Source organism: Brevundimonas sp. D3-1P (assembly GCF_055809335.1).
The window spans coordinates 899,089-912,694 of the sequence record NZ_CM147908.1 but is presented as its reverse complement, the minus strand read 5'-3'; the positions used below and the strand labels follow the sequence as shown (position 1 = coordinate 912,694).

The following is a 13,606-nucleotide window of genomic DNA, read 5'->3' as shown; positions in this document are numbered from 1 at the left end:
AGGGCGCCACCGGAGAGCTACGGGGTGAAACTACGGGGCTCGGCGGCGCGGCGATCGTCTCTCACCAGAAGCGCGACGGCCTGGACCCGGGTCCTGACTCCGAGCCACCGGCACCCAAGGAGGATGTGGTCATCGACCGTGCGGGCCGACACGCCGAGGCGACGCGCGATCTGACGCGATGACAGCCCCTGGCCGGCCAGACGCAGACAGTCGGCCTGGCGAGCGGACAGGCCGTCGCTGGAACGCGTTGCGGCATGATCGGGGGAAAGGGGAAGCGACTGGGTCATGGACTCAAGCCAGACCCGGATCGAAGTTTGCGGCAAGACCGCAAGGTTCGGACAGGAAATCTACGGTGTGAGGCGAACCCCGATCAGTCTTCCTCGTCCTTCGAAGGCGTTACCAGCCGTCCAATCCGTTCATCGAGCCAGGCCTTGGCCGCGTCATCCCGTCTCACGGCCTGCATTCCGAGATCCTTCAGGGTTCGGGTGAAGGCGTTGATGATCGAGCGTGTGTCGAGCTCCATGATCGCATCGCCAACCTCCTCGTCGAACTCCTGTGTGACGACCCGAAGCGCGAGCATTGCCTTGTTGTCGGCGCAGCGGACGGCGAACTCCGGGGATCCCAGCGCCATGCAGTCGATGATCGCATAGGGATCGCTGTCCGTGGCCTCCGCGAAGCGGTGGATACGCTCGAGATTGATCTTTCCCTTTCCAGCTTCGAAGTGTTCGTAGGACCGCTTGGCCATGCCCATTGCGTCGGCGACCTCGGCCGGCTTCATCCGCCTGTGCAGCCGGATCAACCGCAGCGCTGCAGCCAGGATTTCGTTCTGAGAGCGGGGTCGGTCGCTTTCCATCAGCTCGGCTGCCTCGGGTTGTGGAGGTCAACGCGATTCTCGACGCCTTACTCCCGGTGGTTGAAAAATGCGGCAGTTGAGCATCAAATGAAAGACGGGAAGCTCACGGTGTCCCGAGTCTTGTGGAAAGTGCGCAAAGAACATGCGGTTCTTTTATGATAACTAATGTTCACCATTCAGCTACTCGCCGATCGGCTCTGTTTCGTCCTTTAGAGGGGCTGTGTGATTGCAAGGCGTCGCGCCGCGTGCGGACGGGCGGGTCGTGATGCGCGAGAGAGATCATTTCGCTGTGGCTCACACAGCCCTGGCCGGTTACGCCGCCGCGGGGCGCTTCGGCTGGGGTCTTCCGCTTGTCGCAACCAGTCTGGCGAACGAGCTCGGTCTTAGTCCTACGCCGGTACGCGAGGCGCTCGCCCATCTCGCTGGCGAAGGCATCATCGAGCATCGGCCAGGACGCGGCTACTTCGCGCCCAGTCCCACCGCGTCTGACATTGTCGGGCTTTACGAGCTTCACCACCAGTTCCTGCGCTGGGGCTCCGCGGACGGTGTCTCGCCCGAAGCGCCGACCACAGAACCGTCGGCGGATCCGGTGTTGCGGGTCGAGTCCATATTTGACCGGCTCGCGCAGCATGGGGACAACAGCGCGGTCTTCGAAGCCTATCGCCGCGTTTCTACGCAGCTTAGACCCATCCGCAGAATTGAAGCGCTCCTGCAGAACACGGGATTGGACATCGTCCTCGCAATCGAACGCCTGCGCTTAGACAACAACAGCGCGGAGTTGGCGAGCGCGCTCTACGAATATCACCAAGGCCGGATCGCCCTTTCGGTGTCCGTGGAGAAGGTGATGCGGCAGTCCGCTTGAAGTATATTGCAAATATAGTTTGAAAATACACCTCCGAAGGCGTGACCTGTCTTCAGCGGGCGCTTCCGCCCGTTCAGGAGGCAGTGATGCAGACGAAAACCAAACTGCGCCTCGTGCGCGTAGGATCAGCCAAACGCGCCACCCGTGCGGACTCGGAGACGGGCTTCATGGAGCAGATCCAGATCTTCCTATGGGATAGCCAGCCGTCCGCGGCGCGCTGAACCCTGCCGGCATTCGCCGGCTCTAGATCGGCGCCCGGTCGCTCATCTCAAGATTAGTGGCGAGTGACGCCGTAAACCGCCGATCCCCGGATCGGCCACGATCGGAGGCGACTACCATGTTGAAGTCCATGAACCTGATCCGTCTGGGCTCCGCCAAGCTGCGGACCAAGGCTGTCGAGGAAGAAGGCGACCTCGAGCAGATCCAGGAACTGCGCTACGTCACCCCGGGCGCCCGCTCGGCCTGACACGGAAAGGCGTCGGCGTGAGCCGGCGCCTTTTTTCCCGACACAACCCGCCCCTTAGGAGCGTGTCTTGCTGATCCATGAGACTCTGGCCTCAAAGGACGTCATCGCGCCGACAGCGCAGCCGCTGTTTTTGCGGCTGCATGTGTTCGCAGCGCCCGTTGACGACGACCTGGTCGTTCTCGATCTCGCTCGCGACGACTATCTCTGCATTCCAGGCGCTGCGGCGCACTTTCACCCGGCATGCCAGGACAACGCTTGCAGGGTATCAGGCCCGCTGGCCGACGCCCTGCACGAGGTGGGACTGGCGCAAGCGGAGCCCGGGCAACCACCGCAGAGGCTGCCGGCGACGCCGTCTGGATCCATCCTTCACGATGCTCCCGCGGCGCTGAGGCTCTCCGATGTCGCGCCGCTGGTTGCTGCGGCGTTGAGCGTGCGCAGGGCGGAGCGACGCGAAGGTATTGCGAGCCAACTCTCCGTCGTCGGGCGCGCGCGACGGCGAGAAGACCCGGCCGCCGCCCGCCGCGCAGCGGGCGCCCTCTGGAGGATTCAGCCCTGGCTGCCGTTCGACGGGGAATGCCTCCAGCGGTCCATGCTGCTCGTCGCTTTTTTGCGTGAGTTGGGCCTGACCGCAGACTGGGTGTTCGGCGTCAGGCTTTGGCCGTTCAGCGCTCACTGCTGGGTTCAGTCCGGTGATGTCTGCCTCAACGACGATCACGAACGCCTGCGTGCGTACACGCCGATCCTGTGTCGATGACCGCGAAGCCATCGGACACCGGCTACGTCGTCCTGGACCGGTCGCAAGCGGCAGGCAAAGCCCTGGCCCTGGTCCAGACCCTGACGGCGGATCTTCTCAATGGAGGCTGGTCCCTGGTCTGGGACGTCGGGGAGATCAGCCTGCTGCTCGGTCCTCGCGCTCGCCACGCGGCGCGGCTGGTAGGTCCCAAGCACCTCCTGATCGGTGACTGGCGTCCCAATGGCGAGCGGACCCTGTCCGCCCTTGTCGGGTTGAACCGGGACCCTGTCGCACTCGCTCGGGCGGTGACCTCTGAGGGCTGGGGCAACTACGTGTTTTTCTGGCGGGCGGACGACAGTGGCCTGCGAGTTCTTCGTGACCCCTCGGGTGCGATTGATTGTGCGCATTGGCGGCGTGACGGTCTGACGGTCGTCAGCGATCAATGGCCTGCCGAGATTGACGCCCTGCTTCCGCGAGAGGTCGCGATCGACTGGGAGGCGGTGGGCCGGATGTTGGTTCATTCACAGTATTCTGTGCGTCACGTCGCCCTGCGCGGCGTTAGGACGATCGACGCGGGCGGGTTCGCTGATTTAGGCCGGTGCACCGAGATTGCCGTCTGGCGACCGAAAGACGTCTTCGGCCGCCGGTATGAGACGGATCCGGACGCGCTCGTTGAGGTCGTGGACCGCACCATCGCCTCGCTGACGCATGGGGCCCCCACGGTGATCGCTGAGCTGTCTGGAGGTCTGGATTCCGCGATCACGGTGGCGAGCCTGCTTCAATGCAAGCCTCGCAGCGGAGTGCAGCTTGTGAACTACTATGGACCCTGGATCGAGGGGGACGAACGCGCCTACGCCCGGGCCACCTCGGCCCATTTGGAAGCCGAACTCACGGAGGTCGCCAAGCCTGTTCAGGCAGTGCTTGCGTCTGAACTGGCGCGATTGGGTCAGGGGATCCGGCCAGCGTTCCAGGGCGTCGACACCACCTACGACGCTGATATGGCAGCGCGCCTGTCGCGGCGTCGGGCGGTGTCCCTCACCGGGCAGGGCGGGGACGCGGTGTTTTTCCAGCAGGCAACGCCGTGGATCGCCGCCGATCGCTTGTTCAGAGGGGACTTCGGGGCCCTTCATCCCCGCTACCTCGCGAACGTGGGGCGATGGACTCGGCGGTCGGCGTGGGCCGTTGCTCGAGCGGCGCTCGGTCCGATGTTTGGACAACGGCCTGGGATGGACGACGACCCTCATCCCTGGAACAGGGCGACGGGCGATCTGCCACCGGCCAAACGCATGCAAATCCGCCAACTCGCCAACTGTCAGGTCTTCTGGCGAGATTGCCTGCGCGCGCGAGCCGCGCCGCTGATCCACCCTTTCCTCAGTCAACCCGTCATGGAGCATTGTCTGGCCCTCCCGACAGACCTCCTCGCCGTCGGCGAACGGGATCGAGGCTTCGCCCGCAAGGCTTTCAAAGAACGCCTGTCACCGATGATACGAGACCGGCGTAACAAGGGCGATCTGACCCGCTACTACGGCCGGATCAACCAACTCAGTCTTCCGATGCTTCGCAAACACCTCCTAAAAGGCAGGCTTGCTGAAGAAGGGGTCGTCGACAGGGAGCTGTTTTCGGCTGTCCTGACGGACGACCATCTGATCTGGGACGGCCAGCACAATCGCATCGTCCTGGTTGGCGTCCTCGAGAGCTGGGTGCGAAACTGGGAGGCCCGCCTCAGCAGACGCTGAGAGATAGCGATCCAGCCAAGCGATGATCCGGGTATGAAGGTCGCGGATATTGGCGGGGCTGACGAAGACGTGGCCTTCGCCCGCGTAGGTGACGAGACCGGCTTCCCTGTCCATACGGTACAGCGCCCCGAACAGGCCGCGACCGCGCGTAAAATCCATATCCCCGTCGATCATCAGTATGGGGGTGGTGATGGCCGCAGCGCTGTAGATCGGACTGGCGTCGATATATCGTTGTGGCGACGACACGAGCGAAGCGCCCATCCGGCCCTGGCCGGTTTCCGCCCAGCCCAGGCTGACGTTGAACGGTACGCCGTTTTCAGGCGTGAGAACGTACTGCGGTGGTAGTTCCGCGAGATCGGTCAGGTCCGAGCGACCGGCGGACGCCACGATGGCCCGGAAGCGACGCGACTGGGTTGCGACGGTCATCGCCCCGTACCCTCCATAGCTGTGACCCAGCACGGCGGCGCGATCCGGGCTGATGAGGCCGGTCTCCGCAGCGCGGTCCAGGATGGCCTCGAGCCGGGGGGCGAGGTCCGCGAGAGCCTGGCCCGTTCGGTCATACAGCGGCAGGCTGGGAACGAGGACGGCGTAGCCGGCGGCCGCGAGCAGGGCAGGATTGATGTGGCGTCGCTCGCTTCCGGGCCTCAGCCAGGTTGGGGCCGTAGGGTAGATCGTGCCGGGATAGATGATCATGACGACGGGCAGGTCCCGGTGTTCCCCGCCGGGGGGCAGGAGAAGCCAACTGGTCAAGGGCGTTCCATCCGGCGCGCTGTGTTCGATGGGCCGGATCTCGCCCCACATACGATCGTCGAGCGCTGCGTTCAGCGTCAGAAGGGGTCGAACGCCCTCGGCGTTGCGAAGCCGGACGACGGTCGACCCGGTCGCGGACATCTGCGTTTCGATGACAAATCTCAGGTCTTTGCTGGCGGCGGTGATGGAGGGCAGGGCAGGCGGAAGGCCGAGGCAGGTCCTCACCGTCGGCGCGATCTGTTTGACCAGACAGCCCGCCTCATCCTGACCAACCCAGTCTGCGACAGTCACAGGGTCAGGATTGACCGCAGCCCGTCCGCCTTCATCTTGCGCGCGATCGCTGGAGACGGCTCGGGCGGGACGCTGACCTTCGTCCCGTCCGTCGAGGCTGCGCCACGACGTCGCCTCTCCGACAAGCAGATGGCCGTTTCGCTGAGCCAGAACCTGGCCTGGGCGGGCGGTGACGTCGGCGAACCGGCCGTTGCCTTCGATCCGGCGCCAGAACCGTGCGCCATCCTCCGTTTCCACCAGAACGACAGGCCGGTTTTCGTCCCACGTCCCTCTCGCGTAGGGGATCTGACTGCCGTTGACGTCTATGCGGGGTCGGGCCCCCTGAACGTCGAGCGTCTGGTCGCCGTTCGTGCGGTCAAGAACCGTGAAACGACCCTGCGTCCAGGATTGGCCATCCTGGCGACGGAAGGTCAGCACCCGACGCGAGTCCGGGCTCCACGCCAATAGATAGGGGAGATAGTCAGCCGCTTCGTCACCTGGCCGCACTCGACCGTTATCGAGGGCGGCGATGGTCAACCGTCGGCGCCGTGCCGGCGTTCCGGTCAGTACTGGCTCGTCTGTCCCTGTTTGGATGTCGTCGGTCACGGCCATCGCCGCCACCGCCTGCCTGTCCGGAGACAGTGTGAAGTCGAAGAACTCGCCACGCGCGATCGTGGTGACATCGCCCGTGGCCACGTCGAGACGAACCAAGGCGCTCGGCCGCGCCCTACGATGCGCGTCGCGGTTCGCGCCGCTCATCAGGGCGACGCTGGACGGACGGCGTCCGGCCGCCGCAACAGCCCAGAGCGCTGAAGCCCGCGCCTGCGCCTCCCAGCCATGACGCATGCCGAGGGGCAGATCGTCATCGGGACGGGCGATAAGGACCAACTCGTGATCCGAGCGCCAAGCGATCGTCTGGCCCATGTTGGGCCACTCGGGGGTCAGATCGTGCCATCGGATTGAACCTGTCGACAGGGTCATGACCCCTAGTCGAAGCGTGCGGGCGGTGAGCCGATAGACGACCATCCGCCCACCATCCGGAGAGAAGGGACCCGAAATGTACCCGGTGGCGTGGCCTGGGTCTTGAACGCGCCTCACCGGGCCTTCGCCAGACGCGTCATGCACCTCCAGACGCGTCAGAAGCTGTGCCGTGTATTGCCCGAGATCGTAGGAGGCGGCCTGATTCCAAGCCGCCTCCCGGTCGATCACCACCCAGCGCGAGTTCGGGCTTATGCGGATGTTGCCGAGCGATTCCTGGCCGAGAAGATCGTCGATGTTGAACGGTGTCTGGGCGTGGGCGCCCATGAAGCCAAGCGCCAGGGCGCAGACGAACCCGTGAAGAGCGTGGCGCACGTCACCACGCCTTCGTCAGCTGAACCGAAACAAACCGTCCGAGCACGTTCGCATTGGCGGCGTCGTACGCGATTCCTTCGAGCCCGTCCCAGAATGGTGGATCGCGATCAAAGGCGTTCTGGACATTGAGGGCGATCGTAGTCCCGGCGAGCGCGCCGTGCTCGGGGGCAAACGCGATTTGCGCATCTGCGGTCACCCAGGATCCGATACGATCCCCGTCAAAGTCGCGGTAGCTGTCGACAAAGTTGGCGCTGGTCGACGCGGTCCAGGGCCCCCGGGACCACCGCAGGGTGCCTCGCCCGCGCAACCCAATCGGCTCGTTGGGGCGATTGAGCGTGCTGACAACCGGCGCCCCAGGGGTGTTCTGGCTTTCAAAGCGGTCGAGATAGCTGAGATTTGCCGAGACCTGGAACGCCTCGCCCCGGAGCGAGAAGGGGTAGTCGAGATTGGCGTCCAAGCCCTCGACCTCGACGCGGGTCGTGTTGACATATCGCGCGTCAACGATCGCGCCGAAGGCGGTCGCGGGATAGCCACCGGTCACCGTGCTCGGAAGATCCAGCCATGCCTGGATCGCTGCGCGATCTTCCGCATTCGTGACCGGATTGATCAGGCGCACGAAGGACGCCAGGGCCGGATCCGTCAGGACGGTGGAGACGCTGTTCAGGGCCGGTTGTCCGATGCGCTGGTCGAAGTCCGTCCGGAACCAGTTCAGCCCCAGCCGCAGGCCGTCGATCGCCGCAGGGCGATACTCCACACCTGCTGTCCAGGTGTCTGCTTCCTCGGGCTTGAGGTCGGCATTGCCGCCGTAGAGGATCAGGGACAGGGTCGTGCCCGCTCCGCGCGTCAGGAAGGTCGGGCTTTGTCGGGTGGGGTCATGAATCTCACGCAGGGCCGGAGCGCGGAACGAGGATCCATAGTTTGCGCGAAACAGGAGGCCGGCTCCGGGCTCCCAGACCATGCCGACCTTGGGATTAAGCGTGCTGCCGATATCGTCGTAGTCCTCGTACCGCAGCGCCAGCGAGAGCTCGAGGCGTTTGAGGCCGGCGCGCGCGTTGGTTTCGCTGAAGAGAGGCGCGCGGATTTCTGCGAAGGCGCTGGACACTTGCCGGTCAAACTCGGCTGGCGCGCCGATCGTCGGAGTCACCGCCGAGGTCAGGTTGCCAGACTCCCTGGAAAAGTCCTCGCGCCGGAGTGACAGCCCTGCCGCCAGCTTCAGGTCGCCTCCGGGAAGGGCCCACAGCGTTCCATCGATCTGAAGGTTTGCCGACCGCACCTCGGTCTTGCCGCGAGTGTAGTTCCAGCCGGAGCTGATGAAATCGAGCACAGCCTGAGGGCTGGAGCCGCCATCGCTGAACGGGTTGAAGTAGCCATCGCGTGACGCGCTGAATGGGGTGGCGGGATTGTCGGCGAGGGTGCCAAGCGCCTCACGCAGGAACACCGAGTTCAGAACGCCGGAGCCCCTGTTCTCGGATTCGTCCGAGGCGTAGGCGAGATAACCGCTCAGCCGCCAGTCGCCAGCGATCTCAAGATCCGCTCCTAGCGAAAGGCCAAGGCTCTCGGCGTCTCCGCTCAAGACCGGATTGGGCAGTTCGTCGAGGAAGGAATAGGCGATCAGATGTGATGCGGCTCCGGTCGGCGAGACGAAGAAGGGGTTTGCAGGCGTCGCGGTGATCAGCGTGACGATCGGCGCAGACACGGTTTCCCATTCCCGGCGGCCCCACCGCGTATCGGCGCTGAGAGTGAGACGGGAGCCCAGGTCCTGATGACCGGTGAGGTAGAGGCTGTGCCGCTCTTGGCGGGGAAGGACATTCATCCCCTGGCGTTGGTTGCTGCGGTTGGTCTGGCCCGCAAGAAAATCCGACGGTCTGAGGTTCCGGCCGTTTTGTCCTTCAGGAATGGCGTAGGCGGAGACATAGCCGCCGAGCGCCGCGTTGTAGGCGACGAGGTTGCCGGGATTGGCGTAGTTGAGGCGCCGGTCGGATCCACCAAGGGGGCGCAGGTCGGCGTTTCCAGCAAGGGGGCGGTCCGCCACCGCCAACGGCTCGCGGTTATTGTACTCGTAAGACCCCATCAGGCCGCCGCTCGACCAAAGCCGGCCGACCGTTTGCCCGAACTGATATTCCCGCGTCGCCCCATCGCCGGTTTGCCCGTATCTCGCCCGGGTCTCGGCGCCGTCGTAATCGCGTCGCAGGATGATGTTGACGACCCCGCCGACAGCGTCTGAGCCATAAAGGGCTGAGGCGCCGTCGAGCAAAACGTCAATCCGGGACACCGCGCTTGTCGGCACGGTGGACACGTCGGCGAAGTCACCGAAAGCTCCGGTGCCTGAAAGACGCCGACCATTGATCAGGACCAGCGTCGCATCGCTGCCCAGCCCGCGGAGGTTCACGCCCGATGCAAATCCGCCATTCGAAGCGCTTCTGTCCGCGCCGTTCTGCAAGGCCCCTTCATTCGCAGTTCCGCCGAAATTCTGCGGAAGTGCAGCAAGCGCTTGGGCGACCGTTCCATGTCCTTGCCGGTCGATATCGTCCCGGGTCACGGTGATGACAGGCGAGGGGCCGTCGGCGACGCCGCGGATTAAACTGCCAGTGACGATCACTTCCGCGATCTCGACCGCCTCGTCCGTCGCTTCTGCACGGGCGGTGGGATCGAAGACGACGAGAGTATTGGAACTCGTCCGTCGGGCCCGTAGTCCGGTGCCCTGCAGCAGGGCGGTGAGGGCTTGGTCCGTCCCAAGCGCGCCATTGACGCCGGGGGACTGGCGGCCTGCGACGAGGTCGGTGGAGTAGAGAATTTGCTCGCCGCTTTGGGCCGCGAACAGGGGCAGTGCGGTTTGCAGCGGGCCGGCGGGAACGCGGAACTGCACGGCAGCCGTTTGCGCCTGGGCGATGACGGGCGTCGCCGCCGCCAGCATCAATACGCCAAGCGCCGTGGAACAAGGACCGATACGCATAACACTCCCCCGAAATGGATACCCGCACAGACGCGGGTCGGGGAAGAGACGATGGGGCGCGGTAAAACCCCTCAGCGCACCGCTGCATTTTTCGCAGGCGCGTCACGGATGACGATCTGACCGGTTGGCGTCCGCTCGGCGACGACGGGATAAAGTTCGACGAGCGCGGAAACGAACCCCTCGACGTCGCCCGTGTTAAAAGCGCCGCTGACAGCGATGCGGGAGATGCCGGGCGACTGAAGAACGACCTTGGTGCGGCTGTAGCGATTGACCTCGGCGACGGCGGTTTCGACGGTGTCGCCAGAGAAGATCAGTCGCCCGGTCGTCCAACTCGTTTCCGAAGCGACGTCCACGGTCCGGACGGCAGGACGAAGCGAGGTCGTGACGATCTGCTGGCCGGGCGTGAGGGACCACCCCTGAGAGACCGCCGAACGGTCGCTGACATCGACCTTGCCTTCGACGAGGGTCACCTGAGCGCCGTCTCCCGATCGACGCACGTCGAACCGGGTGCCAACGGCGGTGACGTCTGTCGCCCCGGCGCTGACGACGAAGGGACGGTCGGGGTCGCCCTCAACCTCAAAAAAGGCCTGACCGCTGGCCAGTTCTACGGCGCGCTGCCCGCGGGTCAGCTTCACGCGGATCCTGGAAGCAGTGTCCAGCGTCACCCGCGACCCGTCATCCAGGACCACTACCCGGCGCTCCCCCAAATCCGTCTCGTAAGACTGAGGTCGGCTGGACCATAGGGCGACGCCGATCGCGAGCGCGGCGATCGTGGCGATCGCCCCCAAGGGAACGACACTTTTGGCCACCCGGCCTTGAGATTGACGCGATGCGTCGGCGCGCGCGCGCGCACCCTGCGTCAAGGCTGCGATGTCGGCGTCCCCCTTGAGGCTTCCCGCCGCCTCCCACATGGTCTCGATGCGCGCATAGGCCTCGGCGTTCTCCGGGTTCCGGCGCCATTGGCTGAAGGCTGTAATATCCGAAGCCGCGACCCGCCTCTGGTTGAGGGTCGCGAACCATGACGCGGCTTCGCGGCGTCTTGCGTCCAGGTCTTTCTCGGCAGTCATCGTTCGTGCCTTAGACGTCCAGTTGCGCCATGCAGTGCTCGACAGCCTTGGCCATACGTCGTTCGACTGTAGCCAAGCTGATCCCGTGAGCCAGAGCAATCTCTGGGTATGTCATACCGTCAAACCGGCTCAAGACGAAGACGTCCCTGTAGAGAGGCGGCATCGTCTGGAGGATTTGCTTAAGATAGAGGCGATCGACAGGCGTGTCAGTCGTTGCGCCCAGGATCGAAGCCTCACCCTGCAACGCGCGGTCACGCCGGACCAGGCGGCGCCGCTCATCGCGGACAAGGTTAAGCGCGACGCGGAGGAGCAGCGCCTTGGGGTGTCGGATCTCTTCAAGGAGATACGGGGTGAGACGCAGATAAGTCTCCTGCACAACGTCGTCCGCCTCGTCGACGCCGACACGCCCGCGAAGCCGCTTTCCCAGCCATCCCGAATAGCGGCGGTAGAGCCCGTTGAGGCTCGCCGCTGCGCCCGGATTCATCTCCTTCACATCGCTCAACGCGACCTCCAGCCGGCTGTCAGACGGCGGGAATCCGAGAGCGCGCCCGCGCAGGCCGGACGCACTCAGGGGTGCGCCGCGGTCGATGGCGGACGGACGCCGCGCGTCGGGGCGCGGTCGTAAAGGTTGAGCTTCGCACAGGGGATTCCCGGCCCCTATCGACGCGAACGCCGACGTCCAACCATGAATCAAACCAAGTCCGGGTGCAAGGCGGAGGGGTCGGGCGAGGAATCCTCTGCGAAGAGGCCCGCGACTTCAGGGTGAAACGCCGCCTCCGCCTAAGGCAGACCCCGGCTCAAGTTCCGCCCCTATCTGACGGCGCCCGACGTGAAACGGATTAGGCGCCTTCAGTTCGCACGGCAAGGGGACCGTGAAGCGCTACGGGCCAGCGGTCCGACCGCATTGGCTGACGCACTTCCGCAAGTTTCTTGCGGAGTCGCCGCAACGGGTTTGCGTTGTCGGGTCGGAGAGGGCGGGCCACGATGCGACGGTCAAAGGCGAGTGAAATCATGCCCCCGGACCCTCAAGCGGATGTCGAATCTCAGAGCTTCGCGTTGAGCCCGAGAGAGCACGAATGCCTCATCTGGGTCACGCGCGGCAAGAGTTCGGGCGATATTGGAAGCATCCTCGGGCTGTCACCCCGAACGGTCGACAGCTATTTGGAAAAGGTCTGTTCGAAACTCCGGGTCCGGACAAGAATTGAGGCGGTCGCAGTCGCGGTGCGGGCCGGCGTCGTCGAACCGGATTGATTTGGCGCCACACGCCCTACGCGATTTTTGATCAAGAATCGGATCATGATCGATCCTCTGAACCGTGATCATGTCGTAGATGCCCGGAACCGTCGTTCAAGCTTTCGCCCAGGAGATCGCGTTTCGCGATGTGCGGCGGCTTGAGACCTATCTTGCGGAGCATGTCGTGGCGCGGTTCGACATCGCGGGCGACCTGATCGGTCGAACAGCGCTGCTCGGGTTCTGGCGCCGGCTTTTTCAGACCTATTCGCTTTTCGAACTTCATATTCTCAAATGCGTCGCCGAAGATGATCTTGTGATCGCCGAGAGCGCCTACCTCCTGACCGCGCGCCGCGGAGGCGTGCTGGACGTCCGGGCCATCAGCATCTTCGAAGTCGAGCAGGGCGTCATTACGCACTGGCGTGACCATGCGGATTTGGCGGAGGTGCCGATGTCCGAGAAAGAGCGATGGCTCCGGCTAAGCAAAGCCCGATGGTGACCACGACGTCCGTAATGGATTGGACGAGGGGAGGGGGCGGGCCGGGAACTTCTGTGTGAAGCTCAACGTCTTCACCCGCGATCGCCGCCGACGCAGAACGTCCCCTGGCTCAAGATCGAAGGCTATCCGGTCGAGGCCCGCCGCAGGCATAGTACCTCGCAAGCCGCCTGCCGCAAGGCATCGCGGAAAGTGTCGGCGACCTTCAGGGCGCTTCGCCGGTTTTGGAGTGTCCTGGCGCCATCCATGTTCGCGACGGCATGTGTCGTTGAACCCAATGCTCCGGGTCGGATTGTCTAGGGATGCAGACGTCAACCATTCCGTACGCCCTGGCTGTCGACGATGACGCGATCATCCGCTGCGATGTCTATCAGATTCTTGAGGAGGCGGGGTTCCGCTGTCTCGAAGCCGCTTCCGGAGATGAAGCGCTGGAACACCTTTCTCAGATGGCGGAGTCGATCGTCGTGCTCTTCACGGATGTCGAAATGCCAGGATCCGTGAACGGCTTCGCTCTTGCGCGTCATGTCGCCGAGCATTGGCCCCACATTGAAATCGTCGTGTCCAGCGGCAATGTCCGTCCCGCAGCGGAAGACATACCTGAAAAGGCGGCGTTCATCACGAAGCCCTTCTCGGCTGAGGTGGTCCACGAAGAACTGAGACGCCTCCTCCCTGACGGAAAGAAGCCAGACCCTCTCAAAACTGCGGTTTGAGTGCATCGCTTGGGCCAGGCTGTCCGAGCGATCGCACAGCCGACCAACCGCTCTCAGCAGTCTTGGCGCTCGCGCACGATGGGCTATTGGCTCAGGGCCGCGCGACGATCCGGGTCCAGCGAGCAAG

At 64.4% G+C, this 13,606-nt stretch carries 13 protein-coding genes and 1 pseudogene; 8 read left to right on the top strand and 6 right to left on the bottom strand.

Going from position 1 to position 13,606, the window contains the following annotated elements:
- Window positions 1–17: 17 nt before the first annotated feature.
- Window positions 18–287 (bottom strand): helix-turn-helix domain-containing protein, encoded by a 270-nt coding sequence (locus tag AC0L6G_RS04625; protein WP_291535353.1) that lies wholly within the window; start codon window positions 285–287, stop codon window positions 18–20.
- Window positions 288–370: 83 nt separating this feature from the next.
- Complete coding sequence (locus tag AC0L6G_RS04620; RefSeq protein WP_291535351.1) at window positions 371–853, bottom strand: helix-turn-helix domain-containing protein; 483 nt, start codon at window positions 851–853, stop codon at window positions 371–373.
- 226 nt (window positions 854–1,079) lie between these two features.
- On the opposite strand from AC0L6G_RS04620, the gene AC0L6G_RS04615 reads away from it, so the two are divergent.
- From AC0L6G_RS04615 to AC0L6G_RS04595, 5 genes are all read left to right on the top strand, one after another.
- Window positions 1,080–1,715 (top strand): GntR family transcriptional regulator, encoded by a 636-nt coding sequence (locus AC0L6G_RS04615; RefSeq protein WP_291535349.1) that lies wholly within the window; start codon window positions 1,080–1,082, stop codon window positions 1,713–1,715.
- An 86-nt stretch (window positions 1,716–1,801) separates the two neighbouring features.
- Entirely contained in the window at window positions 1,802–1,936 is a 135-nt protein-coding gene (locus AC0L6G_RS04610) for a hypothetical protein (RefSeq protein ID WP_291535347.1), read from the top strand.
- A gap of 116 nt (window positions 1,937–2,052) precedes the next feature.
- A complete protein-coding gene (locus AC0L6G_RS04605) occupies window positions 2,053–2,181 on the top strand; it encodes a hypothetical protein (protein WP_291535346.1) in 129 nt (42 codons plus the stop codon).
- A gap of 67 nt (window positions 2,182–2,248) precedes the next feature.
- Entirely contained in the window at window positions 2,249–2,935 is a 687-nt protein-coding gene (locus tag AC0L6G_RS04600) for a lasso peptide biosynthesis B2 protein (protein ID WP_291535344.1), read from the top strand.
- On the top strand, window positions 2,932–4,650 hold the full coding sequence (locus tag AC0L6G_RS04595; RefSeq protein ID WP_291535341.1) for an asparagine synthase-related protein: 1,719 nt from the start codon (window positions 2,932–2,934) through the stop codon (window positions 4,648–4,650). The genes AC0L6G_RS04600 and AC0L6G_RS04595 overlap by 4 nt, the downstream gene beginning before the upstream one ends.
- 9 nt (window positions 4,651–4,659) lie before the next feature.
- On the opposite strand, the pseudogene AC0L6G_RS04590 reads toward AC0L6G_RS04595, so the two are convergent.
- From AC0L6G_RS04590 to AC0L6G_RS04575, 4 genes and pseudogenes are all read right to left on the bottom strand, one after another.
- A pseudogene (locus AC0L6G_RS04590) lies at window positions 4,660–5,343 on the bottom strand (alpha/beta hydrolase family protein); the annotation flags it as partial.
- Between the two features lie 1,681 nt (window positions 5,344–7,024).
- Window positions 7,025–9,976 carry a TonB-dependent receptor gene (locus tag AC0L6G_RS04585; protein WP_291535339.1) on the bottom strand — a complete coding sequence of 984 codons (2,952 nt, stop codon included), beginning with the start codon at window positions 9,974–9,976 and terminating at the stop codon, window positions 7,025–7,027.
- A gap of 71 nt (window positions 9,977–10,047) precedes the next feature.
- Entirely contained in the window at window positions 10,048–11,043 is a 996-nt protein-coding gene (locus tag AC0L6G_RS04580) for a FecR family protein (RefSeq protein ID WP_291535337.1), read from the bottom strand.
- Between the two features lie 10 nt (window positions 11,044–11,053).
- Window positions 11,054–11,536: an RNA polymerase sigma factor gene (locus AC0L6G_RS04575; RefSeq protein WP_291535402.1), complete on the bottom strand. Its 483-nt coding sequence runs from the start codon at window positions 11,534–11,536 to the stop codon at window positions 11,054–11,056.
- A 491-nt stretch (window positions 11,537–12,027) separates the two neighbouring features.
- On the opposite strand from AC0L6G_RS04575, the gene AC0L6G_RS04570 reads away from it, so the two are divergent.
- The 3 genes from AC0L6G_RS04570 to AC0L6G_RS04560 all read left to right on the top strand — a co-directional run bounded on the left by AC0L6G_RS04570 (window position 12,028) and on the right by AC0L6G_RS04560 (window position 13,479).
- Window positions 12,028–12,294: a helix-turn-helix transcriptional regulator gene (locus AC0L6G_RS04570; protein ID WP_313553214.1), complete on the top strand. Its 267-nt coding sequence runs from the start codon at window positions 12,028–12,030 to the stop codon at window positions 12,292–12,294.
- Window positions 12,295–12,373: 79 nt separating this feature from the next.
- Window positions 12,374–12,772 (top strand): nuclear transport factor 2 family protein, encoded by a 399-nt coding sequence (locus AC0L6G_RS04565; RefSeq protein ID WP_003170576.1) that lies wholly within the window; start codon window positions 12,374–12,376, stop codon window positions 12,770–12,772.
- Window positions 12,773–13,071: 299 nt separating this feature from the next.
- Window positions 13,072–13,479, top strand: coding sequence for a response regulator (locus tag AC0L6G_RS04560; protein WP_003170580.1), 408 nt, complete (start codon window positions 13,072–13,074; stop codon window positions 13,477–13,479).
- Window positions 13,480–13,606 lie beyond the last annotated feature (127 nt).